This window comes from Acidovorax sp. KKS102, assembly GCF_000302535.1.
In the GTDB taxonomy this organism is placed as follows: Bacteria; Pseudomonadota; Gammaproteobacteria; order Burkholderiales; family Burkholderiaceae_C; genus Acidovorax.
In genome coordinates, this window is the sequence record NC_018708.1 from 2,523,769 (window position 1) to 2,541,954 (window position 18,186).

General features: G+C 65.6%; 13 protein-coding genes. 7 read left to right on the forward strand and 6 right to left on the reverse strand.

Features of this window, described 5'->3' with window-relative positions:
- Positions 1–145: 145 nt before the first annotated feature.
- Both C380_RS11585 and C380_RS11590 read left to right on the forward strand, forming a co-directional pair.
- The gene (locus C380_RS11585) at positions 146–1,717 is read left to right on the forward strand and encodes a thymidine phosphorylase family protein (RefSeq protein WP_015014037.1); all 1,572 of its coding nucleotides are present in this window, start codon (positions 146–148) and stop codon (positions 1,715–1,717) included.
- Between the two features lie 2 nt (positions 1,718–1,719).
- Positions 1,720–2,655 carry a ribose-phosphate diphosphokinase gene (locus tag C380_RS11590; protein ID WP_015014038.1) on the forward strand — a complete coding sequence of 312 codons (936 nt, stop codon included), beginning with the start codon at positions 1,720–1,722 and terminating at the stop codon, positions 2,653–2,655.
- 283 nt (positions 2,656–2,938) lie between these two features.
- Here the strand turns inward: C380_RS11590 and C380_RS11595 are convergent, their stop codons facing one another.
- Positions 2,939–3,841: a LysR family transcriptional regulator gene (locus tag C380_RS11595; RefSeq protein WP_015014039.1), complete on the reverse strand. Its 903-nt coding sequence runs from the start codon at positions 3,839–3,841 to the stop codon at positions 2,939–2,941.
- Positions 3,842–3,967: 126 nt separating this feature from the next.
- Between C380_RS11595 and C380_RS11600 the strand changes: the two genes are divergently transcribed.
- The 4 genes from C380_RS11600 to C380_RS11615 all read left to right on the forward strand — a co-directional run bounded on the left by C380_RS11600 (position 3,968) and on the right by C380_RS11615 (position 8,538).
- Complete coding sequence (locus C380_RS11600) at positions 3,968–5,308, forward strand: MFS transporter (protein WP_042423661.1); 1,341 nt, start codon at positions 3,968–3,970, stop codon at positions 5,306–5,308.
- A gap of 37 nt (positions 5,309–5,345) precedes the next feature.
- Entirely contained in the window at positions 5,346–6,533 is a 1,188-nt protein-coding gene (locus C380_RS11605) for a M20 aminoacylase family protein (RefSeq protein WP_015014041.1), read from the forward strand.
- A gap of 3 nt (positions 6,534–6,536) precedes the next feature.
- Positions 6,537–7,463: a glutaminase gene (locus C380_RS11610; RefSeq protein ID WP_015014042.1), complete on the forward strand. Its 927-nt coding sequence runs from the start codon at positions 6,537–6,539 to the stop codon at positions 7,461–7,463.
- 472 nt (positions 7,464–7,935) lie between these two features.
- A complete protein-coding gene (locus C380_RS11615) occupies positions 7,936–8,538 on the forward strand; it encodes an isochorismatase family protein (protein ID WP_015014044.1) in 603 nt (200 codons plus the stop codon).
- A gap of 85 nt (positions 8,539–8,623) precedes the next feature.
- Here C380_RS11615 and chrA read toward each other — a convergent pair whose 3' ends face one another.
- Positions 8,624–9,976: a chromate efflux transporter gene (chrA, locus tag C380_RS11620; RefSeq protein ID WP_015014045.1), complete on the reverse strand. Its 1,353-nt coding sequence runs from the start codon at positions 9,974–9,976 to the stop codon at positions 8,624–8,626.
- Between the two features lie 186 nt (positions 9,977–10,162).
- Here chrA and C380_RS11625 point away from each other — a divergent pair, with 186 nt between their 5' ends.
- The gene (locus C380_RS11625; RefSeq protein WP_015014046.1) at positions 10,163–12,064 is read left to right on the forward strand and encodes a propionate--CoA ligase; all 1,902 of its coding nucleotides are present in this window, start codon (positions 10,163–10,165) and stop codon (positions 12,062–12,064) included.
- A gap of 51 nt (positions 12,065–12,115) precedes the next feature.
- Here the strand turns inward: C380_RS11625 and C380_RS11630 are convergent, their stop codons facing one another.
- The 4 genes from C380_RS11630 to C380_RS11645 all read right to left on the reverse strand — a co-directional run bounded on the left by C380_RS11630 (position 12,116) and on the right by C380_RS11645 (position 18,122).
- Positions 12,116–12,562, reverse strand: coding sequence for a GNAT family N-acetyltransferase (locus tag C380_RS11630; RefSeq protein WP_015014047.1), 447 nt, complete (start codon positions 12,560–12,562; stop codon positions 12,116–12,118).
- A 97-nt stretch (positions 12,563–12,659) separates the two neighbouring features.
- Positions 12,660–16,478 carry an EAL domain-containing protein gene (locus C380_RS11635; RefSeq protein ID WP_015014048.1) on the reverse strand — a complete coding sequence of 1,273 codons (3,819 nt, stop codon included), beginning with the start codon at positions 16,476–16,478 and terminating at the stop codon, positions 12,660–12,662.
- Between the two features lie 169 nt (positions 16,479–16,647).
- Entirely contained in the window at positions 16,648–17,574 is a 927-nt protein-coding gene (locus C380_RS11640; RefSeq protein ID WP_015014049.1) for a DMT family transporter, read from the reverse strand.
- On the reverse strand, positions 17,571–18,122 hold the full coding sequence (locus C380_RS11645; RefSeq protein ID WP_015014050.1) for a methylated-DNA--[protein]-cysteine S-methyltransferase: 552 nt from the start codon (positions 18,120–18,122) through the stop codon (positions 17,571–17,573). Before C380_RS11645 ends, C380_RS11640 begins: the two co-directional genes overlap by 4 nt.
- Positions 18,123–18,186 lie beyond the last annotated feature (64 nt).

The following is an 18,186-nucleotide window of genomic DNA, read 5'->3' on the forward strand; positions in this document are numbered from 1 at the left end:
GCTCAGAATCTTGATGCAGATCATGTGAGCGGGAAGATATGCAGCACAATCGCGCCAGGGCGGGAAGCTCCCGGGGGCTGAGCGGGCACTTTGGCGTTAGGCTGGCGTGATGCCTTCCGCGACATCTTCCTTACCCGCATCTGCCATGCCCGCGGCCCCGGCCGACGACGCGCCGCCGCGCTCCCAGCTGGCCCTTCGCCGAGTGGCCATCGACACCTGGCGCGAAAACGTGGCCTACCTGCACCGCGACTGCGCCGTGTACCGGGCCGAGGGCTTCCAGGCGCTGTCCAAGATCGAGGTGCGCGCCAACGGGCTGCGCATCCTGGCCACGGTGAACGTGGTGGACGACTCCGCCATCGTCGGCTGCCACGAGCTGGGCCTGTCGGAGGACGCCTTTGCCCAGTTGGGCGTGGAGCCCGGCTACAAGGTGGCCGTGGCCCAGGCCGAGCCGCCCGAATCCATGGGGGCGCTGTTCCGCAAGATCGCGGGCGAGCGCCTGGGGCGCGCGGATTTCCGCGCCATCGTGCGCGACATTGCCGACCACCGATATTCCAAGATCGAGCTCACAGCCTTTGTCGTCGCCTGCAACCGCGACGAACTCGACCGCGAGGAGGTGTACTTCCTCTCCGACGCCATGGTCCAGACCGGCCAGCGGCTGGACTGGCACGCCCCGCAGGTGGTGGACAAGCACTGCATCGGCGGCATCCCGGGCAACCGCACCTCCATGCTGGTGGTTCCCATCGTCGCTGCGCACGGCATGCTGTGCCCCAAGACCTCCTCACGCGCCATCACCTCGCCCGCCGGCACGGCCGACACCATGGAGGTGCTGGCCCACGTGGAACTGCCGCTGGAGCAGTTGCAGGCCATCGTGCGCGACCACCACGGCTGCCTGGCCTGGGGCGGCACGGCTCAGCTCTCGCCCGCCGACGACGTGCTCATCTCCGTGGAGCGGCCGCTGTCCATCGACTCCGCTGGGCAGATGGTGGCGTCCATTCTGTCCAAGAAGATCGCCGCGGGCTCTACCCACCTAGTGCTAGACATCCCCATCGGCCCTACGGCCAAAGTGCGGTCTATGCCCGACGCGCAGCGCCTGCGTCGCCTTTTCGAATATGTGGCGCAGCGCATGGGCCTGTCACTGGACGTGGTCATCACCGACGGACGCCAGCCCATAGGCAACGGCATAGGCCCCATGCTGGAGGCGCGCGACGTGATGCGCGTGCTGGAGAACGACCCGCGCGCACCCAACGACCTGCGCCAGAAGGCCCTGCGCCTGGCGGGCCGCCTGATCGAGTGCGACCCCGACGTGCGCGGCGGCGACGGCTACGGCATCGCGCGCGACATCCTCGACTCCGGCCGCGCACTGACGCGCATGCGCGACATCATCGCCGCGCAGGGCGCCAAGGAGTTCGACCACAACAGCCCCAACCTTGGCGCGCTGCAATTCGAGATCTGCGCACCCGCCGCCGGCGTGGTGGCGGGCATAGACAACCAGCAGATCGCCCGCATTGCCCGCCTGGCCGGCGCACCCAAGGTGCAGGGCGCGGGCGTGGACCTGCTGTGCAAGCTCGGCGACGCCGTGACCCCAGGCCAGCCCATGTACCGCGTGCATGCGGGCTTCCCGGCCGACCTGGAGTTTGCCCGCCAGGCCAGCCATCGCGCCAGTGGCTACCGCATCGGCAGCGCCGACGATGTGCCCCACGTGTTCGTGGAGTTCTGAGCATGGCCGCGCCCGACGCCCCCGCGGCCTGCCTGCTGCACTTCGACGGCGAACGCGCCGCCGCCGCCCGCCTGGCCGCCGCCTGCGGCCTTCCCGCGCTGGAGATCGCGCGCCACCGCTTCCCAGATGGCGAGCTCAAGCTCACCCTGCCCGTAGACGCTGCGGGCCAACTGCCGGCACGCGCCGTGCTGCTGCGCAGCCTGGACCAGCCCAACGAAAAACTCATCGAGCTGCTGCTCGCCGCGCGCAGTGCGCGCAGCCTGGGCGTGCGCCAGCTTACGCTGGTGGCGCCGTACCTGGCTTATATGCGCCAGGACATCGCCTTCCACCTTGGCGAGGCCGTGAGCCAGCGAATCGTCGGCCCCTTCCTGGCCAGCCTGTTCGACTCCGTGGTCACCGTGGACCCGCACCTGCACCGCGTCGCCACGCTTGACGATGCCGTGCCCGCCGCGCGCACCGTGGCCCTGAGCGGCGCGCCGCTGCTGGCCGACTGGATCGTGCAGCAGCGCCCCGGCGCGCTGCTGGTGGGCCCCGACGGCGAATCCGCCCAATGGGTGGCCCAGGCCGCCGCGCGCCACGGCCTGGAGCACGCCGTCTGCACCAAGGAACGCCACGGCGACCGCAGCGTCACCATCCACCTGCCACCCGTGGCCGTGCAGGGCAGGGCGGTGGTGCTGCTCGACGACATGGCCAGCACCGGCCACACCCTGGCCCAGGCGGCGCGGCTGCTGCTGCAGGCGGGCGCTGCCTCGGTGGACGTGGCGGTGACGCACGCGCTGATCGACGCAGAGGCCCTGGCCGCGCTGCACGCGGCAGGGGTGGGAGAGTTCTGGAGCACGGATTGCGTAGCGCACCCTACAAACGCGGTGGCGATGGCGGTGGAGCTGGCGCGGGGGGTGGGGCAGTTGTGGGGCTCGGGGGCTGATATTCCCGGTTGAATGTGTTTGCCCGCCTGGATATGTAGCACTGTCGGCCATGGTCCAGCAGCTGGGTTTCTGGTGGCCGGCTTCTGTGACACGACGGTTTGCAGCAATCGACTCGTTCCAACCGCTCGTCAATTTTTTGCGAGCGCCCGCTTGGCAGCGATTGCGATCCTTCAAGGCTGTTCCAAATCTTTTACGAGATTGCATTCAAGTGCAATCGGGATGAGTGGATGCCCCCGGTGCTCGCAGACTTTGAACCAAGGCTCTTGGAAGATTTAGCGTGGCCCACAAGGGGATCTCAGTCATGCAGATGCTCGGCTACAAACTGGCGAAAAATTCCCATGGCAGGCGCTTCAGTACGGTCGGCCAGGGTAACGAACGCAAAGTGTGCGCCCTCGTTCAACGCCGGAGTGATAGGCAACTCCACCAAGCTACCGTTGGCGATGGCTTCACGCGCGGGGCTGACGAGGCCGAGGAACACCGCGTCACTGCCTTGTACCGCGTGTAGCAAACTGTTGACATCGTTGCAGCGCAGGGTCACCGCGACCTGGGGATCCGCTGCGGGTCCATAGCGGGTGATCAGAAGACGTGCCAACTCCGGATTAAGTGAAGTCGACGCTAACGGATAGCGTTGGAGGTGTGCAAATGTAATGGGGGTGTTGAGCTTGGCAAGGGGGTGACCCGCGCGACAGATGAAACCACCGCGCATTTGACCCAAATCTTCGATCAACAGGTCATCAGCTGGCGTGACGCTGCGTAGATCCACAACCAGTGCGTCGAATCCACGTTCGCGCAAGCGGTTGGTCTGCAACTCCGGGGGGCCGGATTCGAGGCTGACCTGCACTCTCGGATGCATGCAGGCCATGTAACGCAGAAAAGGCTGCATCAGCAGTGCAGTAGGCCCCGCGCCGAGCCCAATGCGGATGACCCCCAAGTAGCCCTCTTGCAATAGCTGTGCGCTGCGTTTTAGCTCAACGGCATCCAGCACCATGCGGCGCGCCCGGCTTGCAACGGTCTGGCCGAACGGCGTCAACTCGTTGCGCTTGCCCATTCGGTCGATCAGACGTGCTCCGAGGTCGTCTTCGAGGGTCTGAATGCTGCGACTCAGGGCGGACTGGGTGATGTGGCAACGTTCTGCGGCGCGGCTGAACGAACCGGTGTCCGCCACAGCCAGCAGGTACTCCAGATGGCGCAGGTTCATTTCCTTAGTCGCATGAGTTTTTTGAATGCATTCCGAATAAATTATGCATTAGACGCATTTGATCATGATTCATATGATTTCGCACGCTGTCGTCCAGGGCAGCAGCAATCATCCGGAGACAAATTCATGGGCGTTCAAAATTCCAGTATGGGCGACGTCGCGTTGCCGCCCACATCCCAGGGCGTATCGAACAATTTAACTGCCGCGACGAGCAAGGTGCAGCCCCGCGTCGTGGCTGCAACAGTGGCGGGCAACGCGCTGGAGTTCTTTGATTTCACCACCTACGCGTTCTTCGCGGTATATATCGGCCAGACCTTCTTTCCTGCTGACGAGCCGCTGGTCACGGTGATGCTGTCGGTAGCGGTCTTTGGCGTTGGCTTCATCACGCGCCCTTTGGGCGGGCTGCTGATCGGCTCTTTTGCTGATCGTGTCGGACGCAAGCCGGCCATGCTGTTGACCATTGCGCTCATCACGATCGGCACGATCGGCATGGCGCTCACACCCTCGTACGCAAGCATCGGATTGGCGGCACCCATCATCGTCATTGCCTGTCGGCTGGTGCAGGGGCTGGCCCTGGGCGGCGAGGTCGGGCCGTCTACGACGTATCTGATCGAGATCGCCCCCCCGGGCCGGCGTGGCCTGTATGGCAGCTGGCAGCTTGCCAGCCAGGGCATAGCGTCGCTGGCGGCTGGCGTCGTCGGCATTGTGCTCACGCTGGCGCTAAGCAAGGAGCAGATGCTGGCGTGGGGTTGGCGTATCCCTTTTTTGCTCGGTCTGGCATTGATCCCCATTGCTTTCTTTCTGCGCCGCCACATGCCTGAGAGCCTCGAGCATCCCACGCATAGCGGACCCATCAAGAGCCCGCTGGCCGATATCCGGCACCATCTGCGCCCGATCATGCTGGCGCTCATGGTGATCCTGGGTGTGACGATCTCGACCTATGCGGCGATCTACATGACCACTTATGCCGTGACCACGCTCAAGCTCTCCGCGACGATCGCCATGTCGGCGACCATCGTATTCGGCGTGGCGACCTGGGCGGGTGCGCTGCTGGGGGGCTGGCTGTCAGATCTGTATGGGCGCAAACCTGTGATGCTCTGGGCTCGCGTGGCATTGTTTGTTCTGGTCTATCCGGCTTATATGCTGCTCATCGACCATACCAGCGTTGCCACTCTGGCACTGGCGACTGCGCTGCTGGCATTGCTCACGGGCATTGGTGGCGCGCCAACGCTGGTGGCCATCCCGGAGCTGTTCCCTGGTCATGTACGCGCGCTCGGGCTGTCGATTGCCTATGCCTTTGGTGTGGCGCTGTTTGGCGGCACCGCGCAACTGGTGATCACCTGGCTGATCAAGGTGACCAACAACCCGGCGGCGCCAGCGCTCTACGTACTTATCACCAGCTTGATCGCCATCGTCGGCATTCTGCTCATGCGCGAAACCGGCGGTGATAAGGAACTACAGAAATGATCACCAGGCGAATTTTTCCGGACTGTGAGTTCATAGCATGACTGTTCAAGACACCTTGCAGGCGGTACGCGCACACGAAGACGAGTTCATCGCTTTGCGCCGTGATATCCATCAGCACCCCGAGCTGCCATTCGAAGAGCTGCGCACCAGTGATTTGGTGGCTGCACGACTGCGGGACTGGGGTTACCACGTTGAGCGCGGCCTGGGCGGAACCGGTGTGGTCGGGCAACTCCAGCGTGGCGACGGCAAGCGCACGCTGGGCCTGCGCGCGGACATGGATGCACTGCCGATCCAGGAGGCCACGGGGCTGCAGTACGCAAGTCGCAACCAGGGCGTCATGCACGCCTGCGGCCACGACGGACATACGGCCATGCTGTTGGCGGCAGCCAGGGTGCTGGCAGAGCAGGGTGACTTCTCAGGGACACTCAACCTGATTTTCCAGCCTGCGGAGGAATACGGCACCAGCGACTGTGGCGCCGTACGCATGATCAACGACGGCCTGTTCGACAAATACCCATGTGACGCTGTCTTCAGCATGCACAACATGCCCGGCTGGCCACAGGGGCACTTGATCTTTCGCGAAGGCCCAATGATGGCCTCCTCTGACAAGGTCTACATTACGCTGGTAGGTCATGGTGGTCACGGCGCTGTGCCGCACAAGACAGCCGATCCGGTGGTGGCAGCAGCCAGCCTGGTGATGGCGTTGCAGACAGTAGTCTCGCGCAATGTCGATCCACTGCAAACAGCGGTGGTGACCGTGGGGGTGCTGCAATCCGGGCGCGTCAATAACGTCATTCCCGACAGCGCATATCTCGAGCTGAGCGTGCGCGCGCTCGATTCTGAGGTGCGCAGTCTGCTGCAGCAGCGCATTACCGAAATCACCCACGCTCAGGCGCAGAGCTTTGGCGTCAAGGCTGAAATCGACTACCGGCGCGGCTACGCGGCACTGGTCAACAGCAAGGACGAAACCGACTTCGCCCGCCAGATTGGCAGCGAATTGGTTGGTGCCGAGCGCGTCGTGCTGCAGGCCCCGCCGCTCACCGGCAGCGAAGACTTCGCTTTCATGCTGGAGAAGTGCCCCGGCAGCTACCTGTTGATCGGAAACGGGGATGGCGACAAGCTGGGCGCCTGCATGGTGCACAACCCGGGTTACGACTTCAACGACGCCAACCTGGCCATTGGCGCTGCATACTGGGCGCTGCTGGCGCGGCGTTATCTGGTTTGAACGATGGACCGTGCCGCTTTGGAAACGCTCCAGAGCTTTCTGGTAGGGCTCGACGCGCGCATGAAGCGCGCACACAAACGCGGCCAGGTGGCGCACTACATTCCGCAACTGGCCAGCGTTGATGTGCATCAGTTCGGGATCAGTGTGTGCCTGGCCAGTGGTGAGCAGCTGAGCGCGGGCGACGCTGCGACACCGTTTTCGATCCAGAGCATCTCAAAGGTCTTCTCACTGGCGATCGCATTGGGCCGTCACGGCGACCGGCTCTGGAAGCGGGTGGGCAAGGAACCATCTAACTACACCTTCAACTCGGTCATTGAGCTTGAGCAGGAAGGCGGCAAACCGCGCAATCCTTTCGTCAATGCGGGTGCACTGGTCACCACCGACGCCATGCTTGATGCGCCCGACGCGTGCGGCGGACTCGACGAACTGATGGATTTCGTTCGCACGGCGGCTGGAGATGACCGGATCTCGATTGATGAACAGGTTGCCGCCTCGGAATACCGCACGGCCTACCGCAATTTCTCCCTGGCGTACTTTCTACGCTCGTGCGGCAATCTGCACACGGAATGCGAACGGCTTCTGCAGATTTACTGTCGCCAATGCGCGATCGCGATGAACTGCCAGCAATTGGCCAGCGTCGGCCGGTTCCTGGCCGGCTTCGACTCCGCAGCCCACCTGCTGAGCCCAGCTCAGGCACGCAGTGTCAACGCCTTGATGCTGGTCGCGGGGCACTATGATGGTTCAGGCGACTTCGCCTATTCGGTCGGCTTCCCCGGCAAGAGTGGCGTCGGAGGCGGCATTCTTGCCGTCGTTCCGGGACATGCATCGATCGCTGTCTGGTCTCCTGGCCTGAATGCGTTTGGCAATTCACTGCTCGGCACGCGCGCGCTGCAAGAGTTGTCAGAGTTCACTGGCTGGTCGGTGTTCTGAGGTGCAGACTTTATCGTTTACCTCGACATGAACAGCCCCGGATTTTGAGCAGGCTGGTTGGTTTGAATGAAGGTCGGTGAGACTGCCTCGCCCGCCGATTGCCGCCAGACGGCTTGGAGCGCCGGCATGATCGGCCAGCCTGAGCAAGGCAATCCCAGCGACTCTGCGATGACGTTGCACTCCACCTTGGCAAGGCACTCCTGAATCAAGGGAGGCCCGGCAAGACCGGCCCATGATGTTGCCGTTTGCGTCATCCCGGGTGGTCATGACGACCGCCGGCCCGGATTCCAGCGGGTAAGAGCCTTGTTCAGAGCCAAGGGTTGCATGAAGCGACCTCCCATGCTCCTGCCAGGCAAGCGCGCTGGGGCCTGCCCGCAAAGTTCAAGATACGCCTGCTGGTGCAAAGCCCCCGGCGCTGCGCCACGGCTGCGACAATCCGGCCCTTGCACCCACCAGAGAGAAAGACCCTGCCATGCTGCTTGACGCCGCCGAATCCCAACTCGTCCTGGTCGACTACCAGGAGCGCCTGATGCCCGCCATCTTTGAGGGCCCCGCCGTGCTGGCGAACGCCCGCCGCCTGGCCGAGATCGCCCGCATGCTGGACGTGCCCGTGTGGGGCACCGAGCAAAACCCCTCTCGCCTGGGCGCCAACGACGCCGCGCTGCGCGCCCTGTGCCAGAAGACCCTGGCCAAGATGCACTTCAGCGCCGCCGAAGAAGGCCTGGGCGAATGGCTTCGCCCCCCGGCCAAGCCCCAGGGTGGCAACGCACGCAGCCTGCCCAAACACTTGCAAAAGCCCGCACCGCTGGCGGCAGAGCGCGGCACCATCGTCATTGCCGGGTGCGAAGCCCATGTCTGCCTGCTGCAGACCGCGCTCGATTTGCTGGAGGATGAGTTTGAGGTGTGGGTGGTGACAGACGCTTGTGGCTCGCGGACCGAACGCAACCGCGACGCCGCCTTCGACCGCCTGGCCGGCGCAGGCGCCGAGCTGGTGACCACCGAGATGGTGGCGTTTGAATGGCTCGGCAGCTGCGAGCACCCGGCGTTCAAGGACGTGCTGGGGCTGATCAAATAATCAGTTTTGAGCCAAATTGGCTGCTAGCGCTTGATATTCAAGCGCTGGCAGCTATCAAAATCATAGTGATTGGAGTGAGTTTCGGTCAGGCGAAGTAGGGCACGGCCACTTTGACCAGCAACCCCACCACCGCACAGCCGCCCAGCAGCGGCATGACGCCTAGCTTGAAGCGGAACAGCGCCACCAGCGCCCCCACGGCGATGACGGCCGATACGGCGTCAAAGCGGCCGCCAAAGCCCTGCGGCCACAGCAGGTGGTAGGCAAAAAACAGCGCCAGGTTCAGGATCACGCCCACCACAGCAGCCGTGATGGCCGACAGCGGCGCTGTGAATCCCAGCTTGCCGTGCGTGGCCTCCACCAGCGGGCCGCCCGCCAGGATAAAGATGAACGAGGGCAAAAAGGTCACAAAGGTCACGATCGTGGCCGCCGCCACGGCGCCTGCAAAGAGGGCGTCCGGCCCCCACACCTGCTGCAGCCAGCCGCCCACAAAACCCACAAACGCCACCACCATGATCAGCGGGCCGGGCGTGGTCTCACCCAGGGCCAGTCCGTCAATCATCTGCGGGCCGCTGAGCCACTGGTAGTGCTCTACCGCGCCCTGGTACACATACGGCAGCACGGCGTACGCGCCCCCAAAGGTGAGCATGGCCGCCTTGGTGAAGAACCAGCCCATCTGCGTGAGCGTGCCTTGCCAGCCCTGCGTAGCCACCAGCAGGCCCATGGCCGCCAGCCACAGCCCCAGCCCTGCCAACAATACCTTGACCAGGTGGACGCGGGAGAAGCGCGCATGGGTGGGCGTTGGCGTGTCGTCATCGATCAGCGCCGGGCCATAGCCCTTGTGCGCGTTGGCATGGCCGCCCCCCAGCGCAAACACGGCGGGCCAGCGCTGCGCGCCAAAGTAGCCGATCAGCCCGGCCGCCAGCACGATGGCCGGGAAGGGCGTGTCGAACGCAAAGATGGCCACAAACGACGCGGCAGCAATGCCCCACATCCAGCCGTTCTTGAGCGCGCGGGTGCCGATGCGGTGCGCGGCATGCAACACCAGTGCCGTCACGGCAGGCTTGATGCCATAGAAGATGCCTGCCACCACGGGCACATCGCCAAAACGCAGATACACCCACGACAGCCCGATCAGGATGAACAGCGAGGGCAGCACAAACAGCGCCCCCGCCACGATGCCGCCCCAGGTGCGGTGCATGAGCCAGCCGATGTAGGTGGCCAGCTGCTGCGCCTCGGGGCCAGGCAGCAGCATGCAGTAGTTGAGGGCGTGCAAAAAGCGGTTTTCGCTGATCCAGCGGCGGCGTTCCACCAATTCGGCGTGCATGATGGCGATCTGGCCTGCAGGCCCGCCGAAGCTGATGAACCCGAGCTTCAGCCAGAACAGAAAGGCGTCGCGGAACGGGACGGACGTGGGGGCAGGCGACGGTGCTGGGTGCATGGTCCGGGAGTGTGACAGGCCGGTATGACGTTTGCCGACATATCAATATGCCTGCTGCATCTGGAGCCATGGATGACGAGGCAGAGGGTTTGCTGCGTCAGTTTGCCGCAAGCCCGTCATGAATAATTATGAATTCAAAACCTGCTGTCTTGGCAGGGCGAGAGAGATGCCGAGGAGACACCCACAATGACCGCACACAGCACCTACGCCGACTTCTACCGCCAGTCCATCGACCACCGCGACACCTTCTGGAGCGAGCAGGCGAAGCTGATCGACTGGAAGACGCCGCCCCAGCAGGTGTGCGACTACAGCAATCCGCCGTTTGCCAAATGGTTTGTGGGCGGCACCACCAACCTGTGCCATAACGCGGTAGACCGGCACCTGGCCACGCGAGCCAGCCAGGCGGCGCTGGTGGCGATCTCCACCGAAACCGACACCGAGCGCAGCTACAGCTTTGCCGAGCTGCACGCCGAGGTGCAGCGCATGGCGGCCGTGCTGCTGTCGCTGGGCGTGAAGAAGGGCGACCGCGTGCTCATCTACATGCCCATGATTGCCGAGGCCGCGTTTGCCATGCTGGCCTGCGTGCGCATTGGCGCGCTGCACTCGGTGGTGTTTGGCGGCTTTGCTTCGGGCTCGCTGGCCTCGCGCATCGAAGACGCAGAGCCCGTGGCGGTGGTCAGCGCCGATGCAGGGTCGCGCGGCGGCAAGGTGGTGCCCTACAAGCCGCTGCTGGACGAGGCGATTGCGTTGTCCAAACACAAGCCCACCGCCGTGCTGATGGTGAACCGGGGCCTGGCGCCCATGCACCTGCAGGCTGGCCGCGACCATGAGTGGGCACCTTTGCGCGAGCAGCACCTGCACACCGTGGTGGCTTGCGAGTGGGTGGAATCGACCCACCCCAGCTACACGCTGTACACCAGCGGCACCACCGGCAAGCCCAAGGGCGTGCAGCGCGACACGGGCGGCTACACCGTGGCGCTGGCCGCGAGCATGAAGCACATCTTCGACGCCAAACCTGGCGAAACGTACTTCGCAACGAGCGACATCGGCTGGGTGGTGGGGCACAGCTACATCATCTATGGCCCGCTGATCGCCGGCATGACGACCATCATGTATGAAGGCCTGCCCACGCGGCCCGATGCAGGCGTGTGGTGGAGCATCGTCGAGAAGTACCGGGTTACGCACATGTTCTCGGCCCCCACGGCGGTGCGCGTGCTCAAGAAGCAGGACCCGGCTTACCTGGCGAAGTACAACGTGAAGAGCCTCAAGGCCTTGTGGCTGGCCGGTGAGCCGCTCGATGAACCGACGGCGCAGTGGATCAGCGACGCGCTCTCGGTGCCCATCATCGACAACTACTGGCAGACCGAGACCGGCTGGCCCATCCTCACGCTGGCCAATGGCGTGGAGCCGCAGACCGCGCGCTTCGGCAGCCCGGGCAAGGCCATGTATGGCTACGACGTCAAGCTGATCGACGAGGCCACGGGGCAGGAGCTGACCGGCCCGAACCAGAAGGGCGTGGTGGCCATCGAAGGCCCGCTGCCTCCCGGCTGCATGCAGACCGTGTGGCGCGACGACGCGCGCTTTGTGAACACGTACTGGAAGAGCATTCCCGGCCGGCTGATCTACAGCACGTTCGACTGGGGCATCCGCGATGCGGACGGCTACCACTTCATCCTGGGCCGCACCGACGACGTGATCAACGTGGCGGGCCATCGCCTGGGCACGCGCGAAATCGAGGAAAGCATTGCCTCCCACCCCAATATCGCCGAAGTGGCGGTGGTGGGCGTGGCCGACAGCCTCAAGGGCCAGGTGGCCATGGCGTTTGCCGTGGTGCGCGACGCCTCGGGCCTGACCGATGACGCCGCACGCCTCAAGCTCGAAGGCGAGGTGATGAAGCAGGTGGATCACCAGCTGGGCGCCGTGGCGCGACCGTCGCGCGTGTACTTTGTGACCGTGCTGCCCAAGACCCGCAGCGGCAAGCTGCTGCGCCGCGCCCTGCAGGCCGTGGCCGAGCGGCGCGACCCGGGCGACCTCACGACGATGGAAGACCCGGCTGCGCTGCAGCAGGTGAAGGACCTGGTGGGCTGATTTCATCTCACCGCCGACCAGCAGGGTGGGCGCCGTGCTGGTCCTGCCGAGTCACTGCGGTGGCTTGGCCACAAACGCCTGCTTGCCGTGCCGGTCAAACCCCGCCTGCTCGTAAAAACGCTGGGTGTGTTCGTCCTTGCGGCCCGTCATCAGCATGACCTTGTAGCAGCGCTCCCGCCAGGCATGGGCCAGGGTGTGCTGCAGCAGCGCGTGCCCCCAGCCCTGATTGCGATGGGCCGAGTGCGTCACCACGTTCTCGATGACGCCATAGGGGCGGCAGGCGCGCGTGAGGTTGGGGATGATGGTCAGAGTGCAGGACGCGACCAACAGGCCCTCATCCCACCCTCCAAAGTACCGAATGCGCGGGTTGGCGAGCGCCTCAGTCCATACGGCTTGCACCTCGGGTCCAGAGGGCAGCGGGTCGTCATGCTCGTGCAGATGGGTGTACAGGCCAAGCAGAGGGGCAAGGTCTTCGGCGCGGAGTTCGCGGATGTTCAAGGCCAGCCTCCAGGGGACGACGAGAATGCTTGGTTACTACCAAAACCATAGCTGTTAGCGCATATGGCACTAGCGCTTGGCAACGATTTCAGTGTTTTTAAATGGGCCGGTTGCGCTGCCACCCTGCAGGGGGCTGCCAATGGGGTGTCCAGCCGATGAAGTCCTCCAGCGGCATGGGCCGGGCGATGCAGTAGCCCTGCGCCTGCAAACAGCCCAGCTGCAGCAGCATCTGCCCCTGTTCGACGGTTTCCACCCCCTCGGCAATCACCCGGTAGCCGAACGAGCGGGCCAGGCCGATCACGCCCTGAACGATGGCCAGGTCGCCGGGGTCACCCATCATGCCGTGCACAAAGCTCTGGTCGATCTTGAGCGTGTCCATGGGCAGGCGGCGCAGGTAGGTCAGCGACGAGTAGCCGGTGCCAAAGTCGTCCAGTGCCACCGTCACGCCCATGGCGCGCAGGGCGTTCAGGGTGTCGGCCACGGCGCTCAGGTCGTACAGGGCAGCGCTTTCGGTGATCTCGATCTCGACCAGGTGCGCGGGCACGCGGGGGTGCCGCGCCAGGCAACCGGCAACCCAGTCGGCAAAGCCCGGCTGCTGCAGGTGCTGGGCGGCAATGTTGATGCTCAGCGGCATGGGCATGCCCCGATCCTGCAACTGCTCCAGCACCGTGAGTGCCGCCTCGGCCACCCATTCGCCAAAGCCGATCTCCAGATCGGTGCCCTCCAGCAGCGGCAAGAATTCGCCCGGTGGCACCAGGCCCCGCTCGGGGTGTAGCCAGCGCGAGAGCACTTCGGCGCCCACCACGGTGCCGCTGCGCATGTCCACCTTGGGTTGCAGGTACAGGGTGAACTGGGCTTGCGCCAGCGCCTCGCGCAGGTAGTGCCCCTGGGCGCGCAGCAGTTGCACGGCGCGCTCCTGGGCGGCGTCGAACTGGTGAAAACGGTTGCGCCCGGCCTGCTTGGCGGCATACATGGCCTGGTCGGCATGGCGCAGCAGGGTGTCGGCGTCGGCGTCGTCCTGCGGGAAGATGGTGTAGCCAATGCTGGCCGTGACGACCACGCGCTCGGTGTCCAGCGTGTAAGGGGCCGAGACGCTTTCCATCACGCGGCCCAGAATGCGCTCGCAGTCGGCCACCGACTCCAGCCCGGGCATCAGGATCACGAACTCGTCGCCCCCCAGCCGGGCCACCGTGTCCGCCGGCTGCAGTGCGCGCGTGAGCCGGCCGCCCACCACCACCAGCAGGCGGTCGCCCGCGCCGTGGCCCAGGCGGTCGTTCACGGGCTTGAAACCGTCCAGGTCCAGGTAGGCCACGCCCAGCTGCTTGCCGGTGTCACGGGCCTGGGCCATGCATTCCTGCAGCTTGCGCGCCAGCAGCACGCGGTTGGGCAGGCCGGTGAGGGCGTCGTACAGCGCCAGGCGCTGCAGCATGACCTCTTGCTCGCGCTGTGGGGTCACGTCGATGGCCACACCCAGCATGCGGGCTGGCCGGCCTTGCTCGTCAAAGCCGACGATCTTGCCCAGGTTGCGCACCCAGCGCACCGGTTCGCTCGGCTGGTTCAGCCGCCAGGTGGCGTCAAACGGGGTGCCCAGGTGGGCGGTGTGGCGCGCCAATTCCGCAGTGATGCGGTCGATGTCGTCTGGGGCGATGGCCGTGGTCCATTGCACGGCCGCCGTGGTGTCGCCGGTCGCCGCAAGCCCGCGCTTGGCGCGCCAGCGGCGGTCGCCTGTGACCAGGCCGGTCTGCAGGTCCCAGTCCCACAGGCCCAGCGATGCGGCGGAGATGGTGAGCGACAGCAGGGCCTCGCGTTCACGCACCTGTACCTCGTTGCGCTTGCGGTCGGTGATGTCGTGCACCGAGAACAGCCAGCAGGGCTCGCCGTCGAACTCGGTGGCGCGCATCGATTGCAGCACGGTACGCCGGGGGCCATTGCGCACGTTCAGCGTCACTTCGTAGTCGCTAAGGTGGCCGGTCTGGCTGACTTGCTCCATCAGGCGTTGGCGGTCTTCGGCCGTGAAGATGCCCAGCTCCACGGCGGTGCGGCCAATGGCTTCCTCGCGGGGAATGCCCAGCATATCGACCCAGGCAGGGTTGATGTCCATATAGCGGCCGTCGCTGCGGTGCGACAGGCCCATGGGGTAGGGCATGAGGTGGAAGATGCGGGAGAAGCGCTCCTCAGACTGGCGCAGGCGCTGGTCGGCGCGCTTGGCCTCGTCGATGTCCTGCATCACGCCGCGCACCTTGACCACGCGGCCGTTCTCGATCACCGGTTCGCCGCTTGCGCGCACCCACAGCAGATGGCCGTCGGCGTGATAGACCTCCATCTCCATGCTCCACTCGGTGCGCGAACGGATGCTCTGGCGGAATTTTTCGCGCAGCGCCTCGCGGTACTGCGGGGCCACATGGCGGTCGATGTAGTCGCTGGGCGGCGGCTGGTTGGGGGACAGGCCGTGGATGTCAAAACACACGTCCGACCAGTACACCAGTCCGCGCCCGCGCTCGTCCTCCCACGCGCCCAGCCGGGCCAGGCGGCCGGCTTGCTGCAACTGGTGGTACAGCGCCCGAAGTTCGTCGCTGGTGCGTTGGGCTTCGGTCATGTCGTGGAAAACGAAAACAAAGCAGTTTTCGCCATTCACAAGCACAGAGCGTGCCGACATCAGGCCCGGCACCTGCACCCCTTTGCTTTGCGCGACCAGGGGCAGACGGTCCACCTTGCCCTCGCGCTGGTAGGTCTCCAGCAGCCGCTTGCGCTCGTGCTCGTTGGCCCAGATGTGCAGCTCTGACGAGGTGCGGCCCAGAACCTCCTCGCGCGTGAAGCCCAACAGCTCGCAGAACGCGGGGTTCACGTCGATGTAGCACCCGTCGGCAATGCGGGTGATGCCCGCCGGGTCGGGCAGCGTTTGGTAGAAGGTGGTGTATTTGGCCTCGGCAGACTGCAGCGCCTCCTCGGCCTCGCGGTGGGCGGTGATGTCCACGTCCATGCCGATCAGGCTGGCCGGGCGGCCCTGGGCGTCGCGCTTGGCAACAGTGCCGCGCGACATCAGCCAGCGCCATTGGCCCTTTGCGTCCATCACGCGGAACTCGGCCTCGTAGCTTTCCTCCAGCCCGTCCATGGCGCGCGCCAGCTTGGCGGCATTGCGTTCGGCGTCCAGCGGGTGGCGCCGGGCGTACCAGCGTTGCCAGAGGTCGGGCGACTGCATGTCGGCACTGGTGATGCCATAGGCCTCGTAAAACCGGCCGTCACAAGAAAACCGGCGTTCGACCACATCCCACTGCCAGCGGCCGCCCCCCAGGGCGTCCAGCGCCAGGCGCAGCTGGTGCTCTTGCTGGCCCAACGTCTGCTGAATCTCGCTGCGCGCCAGCTCGGCGCGAGCCCTGGCTGCGATCACCAGCCAGCCAATCCCCAGCATCAGCACACCAGCGCCGTGATGCCAGTGCAGGGTCTGGGTGCCCAATCCGGCGTCCGTTGTGGCAATCATGGCCAGCGAAACCACCAGCGGCAGCGTGAGGGTCAGGCCGGCCAGCGGTGCCCAGTCGGGCCAGGCCCAGCGCCTGCCCAGGCTGCGCCAACCCCAGCCAGTGGCCAGTGCGCCCCCCAGAACGGACGTGGCGGGCCAGGCGGCCGAGGTGTCGGTCCAGAGGGCGGCCTGCAAGGCCAGCAGGGCGGTAATGGCCGCCGCCGGCACGCCAAAGAACAGCGCCATGAATGCCGTGGCAGTGGGGTAGGCCACGATGTGCAGCTCTGGCGCGTTCCAGCGCAGGGCCTCAAAGGCGGCGATGGAGACCAGCCCGCCCGCCACGCCGAGCAGGATCAGCGTGCGCCGGGAGGGGTGCAGCGACTCTTGTGGTGACAGCCAGACCGGCACCAACAGCAGCAGCATGAGGGCCGTGCCTGCCAGCAGCGTGTTGTTACCCATGGCGTTTTCCTTGGGCGGCCTGGTGCCGCGAATACGCCTTAGAGGGGGCTGGAGGGGCGCTAACGACGGGCGGGCGACCCTGCGGGAGGAGCGGGGGCATGTCGCGACCCGTGTCGCATGGGGCTTTCCTCAGAAAGCATGCACCCGATAAAAAAACCATGTGTCAAGTTTAGGCCTGTTCTGAGGCGGCCCGGGCGGGACGCAGCGTCCTGATAAGTCCGGTTGACAACAGGGTGCCACACACGATCACCAGTGCGCAGCCCACCATCCATGGCGTGATGCTCTCGCCCAGGAACAGCGTGCCATACAGCACGGCAAACACGGGTGTGATGAACGTGACGGCCAGCGCCCGGCTGGGGCCTGCGTGCTCAATCAGGCGAAAGTAAAGGATGTAGGCAATGCCGGTGCACAGCACGGCAATGGCCAGGATGGCCGCCCAGGCACGTACGCCGGGCATCTGGGCCGGCCACAGCCACAAGGTGGGCAGGGCCAGGCCGAGCGCCGCGCCCAGCTGGCTGCCGGCGGCCGTGGCCAGCGGCGGCAGGCCCGTGAGGTGGCGCCGCGCAAAACTGGCCGACACGCCGTAGAACGCCGACGCCAGCAGGCAGGCCGCAATGGCCCAGTGAGCATGGTCGGTCTTGAACCCGGCACCAGCGGGGGCGCGCCAGGCCAGCAGGGCCACGCCCACAAAACCCAGCGCCAGCCCCACCCAGCGCAGGCGGTTGATGCGGTCGCCCAGCCACATCCAGGCAATCAACGCGCCAAACAGCGGCACGGTGGCATTGAGGATCGAGGTCAGGCCCGTGGCAATGTGCAACACCGCCCACGAGAACAGCGAGAACGGAATCGCCGAATTGATGACGCCCGCAAACAAAATGGGCCGCCAGTGCGCGCGCAGCGCAGGCCAGTGGCCCTGGCGCAGCATGATGGGCCACAGGAACACCGTGGCCAGCGCCACCCGCAGGCCGGCAGTGGGCAGCGGGCCAAAGTCGGACGCGCCCAGGCGCATGAACAGGAACGACGCGCCCCACAGTGCGGCCAGCAGGATGAATTCACCGATCCAGGTGGAGACGGGCCGGGTGGCGGGGCTGTTCATGCAATGGCTTTCATGGGAGGGGTGGCGGCGGCAAAAAGGGGTGCATTCTCCAGTGTCAGCAAAGCCCTCTTGCGATCGAGGCCGCCCGCGTAGCCGGTCAGGCTGCCATCGGCACCCAGCACGCGGTGGCAGGGCACCACCACGCTCAGCGGGTTGCGGCCCACCGCCGCGCCCACGGCCCGCACGGCGCTGGGGTTGCCCAGCTGGCGGCCCAGCGCTCCGTAGCTGGTCGTCTGGCCCCGGCCAATCTGCAGCAGCGCGCGCCACACGGATTGCTGGAATACCGTGCCGCCCGACAGATCCAGCGGCAGGTCGAAGTGCTGGCGCTCTCCGGCCAGGTACTGCTGCAGCTGGTGCGCGGCCTCTTGCAGCACGGGGTGATTGCCTAGCACCAAAGCCCAGGCGCTAGTGCCGTGCAGGTGGGCGGTGGGCTCGTGGCGCTGACCTTCAAACCAGACGCCCGACAAGCCGGTGGGGGAGGCGGCCAGCCGGACGGGCCCCAGCGGGGTGTCTGCCCGTGCCTGCACGGTGAGGGGGTGAAACTGCATATGGAGCGGTCGCTAGAGGGTGATGGGGGACGTTTTGGGGCGAAATCGGCACCATGCGCTAGTG

Coding starts and splice junctions, on each gene's coding strand:
- C380_RS11615 (WP_015014044.1), top strand. CDS start 7,936: ATGCTGCTTGACGCCGCCGAATCCCAACTCGTCCTGGTCGACTACCAG.
- C380_RS11595 (WP_015014039.1), bottom strand. CDS start 3,841: ATGAACCTGCGCCATCTGGAGTACCTGCTGGCTGTGGCGGACACCGGT.
- C380_RS11640 (WP_015014049.1), bottom strand. CDS start 17,574: ATGAACAGCCCCGCCACCCGGCCCGTCTCCACCTGGATCGGTGAATTC.
- C380_RS11635 (WP_015014048.1), bottom strand. CDS start 16,478: ATGGGTAACAACACGCTGCTGGCAGGCACGGCCCTCATGCTGCTGCTG.
- C380_RS11600 (WP_042423661.1), top strand. CDS start 3,968: ATGGGCGTTCAAAATTCCAGTATGGGCGACGTCGCGTTGCCGCCCACA.
- C380_RS11585 (WP_015014037.1), top strand. CDS start 146: ATGCCCGCGGCCCCGGCCGACGACGCGCCGCCGCGCTCCCAGCTGGCC.
- C380_RS11610 (WP_015014042.1), top strand. CDS start 6,537: ATGGACCGTGCCGCTTTGGAAACGCTCCAGAGCTTTCTGGTAGGGCTC.
- chrA (WP_015014045.1), bottom strand. CDS start 9,976: ATGCACCCAGCACCGTCGCCTGCCCCCACGTCCGTCCCGTTCCGCGAC.
- C380_RS11605 (WP_015014041.1), top strand. CDS start 5,346: ATGACTGTTCAAGACACCTTGCAGGCGGTACGCGCACACGAAGACGAG.
- C380_RS11590 (WP_015014038.1), top strand. CDS start 1,720: ATGGCCGCGCCCGACGCCCCCGCGGCCTGCCTGCTGCACTTCGACGGC.
- C380_RS11625 (WP_015014046.1), top strand. CDS start 10,163: ATGACCGCACACAGCACCTACGCCGACTTCTACCGCCAGTCCATCGAC.
- C380_RS11645 (WP_015014050.1), bottom strand. CDS start 18,122: ATGCAGTTTCACCCCCTCACCGTGCAGGCACGGGCAGACACCCCGCTG.